Origin of the sequence: Brachyspira sp. SAP_772, assembly GCF_009755885.1 — a bacterium.
Lineage (GTDB): Bacteria > Spirochaetota > Brachyspiria > Brachyspirales > Brachyspiraceae > Brachyspira.
In genome coordinates this window covers 1-560 of record NZ_VYIX01000332.1, presented here as the reverse complement: position 1 = coordinate 560, position 560 = coordinate 1, and the positions used below count along the sequence as shown (strand labels likewise).

1 protein-coding gene is annotated in these 560 nt (G+C 23.6%); it reads left to right on the top strand.

Annotated elements, in window-relative coordinates; all coding sequences use genetic code 11:
• Positions 1–560 (top strand): HAD hydrolase family protein (locus GQX97_RS14350; protein WP_157152365.1); only part of this gene is annotated, 560 nt, incomplete at both ends.

Genomic DNA, 560 nt, shown 5'->3' with positions numbered 1-560 from the left:
TGGATATATAACTGTAAACGGATGTAATTGTTGTGTTAATGAAAATGATAAACTTAAAGAGATATATAGAGTTTCTTTAGATAAAAATGATTTATTTGCTTTAATTGATTATATTAAAAATAATAGATTTCACTGCAGAATTATTACTAAAAATGATATATTTATTAATTATACAAACAGTGTTATTAATATGATTTATGCTTTATCTAAAATAAAAGTACCTAAAGTTGTAGATTTTAGAGATTATATTAGTAACAATTATGGAGATATTTTGCAGTTAAATATTTTTGTAGATGAAAATAAAGAAAAGTATTTAATTGATAATGTTTTGAAGAATTCTCAATCTAGCAGATGGAATAAATCTTTTGCAGATGTTAACTCTAAATATGGAGGTAAAGAAATAGGCATAGATAAAATTATAGAATATTATGGAATTAAATTAGAAGAGACCATTGCCTTTGGTGATGGAGGTAATGACATTAATATGATAAAGCATGCTCATATTGGTGTTGCTATGGGAAATGCCAATAAAGAAGTAAAAGAAATTGCTGATTATATTA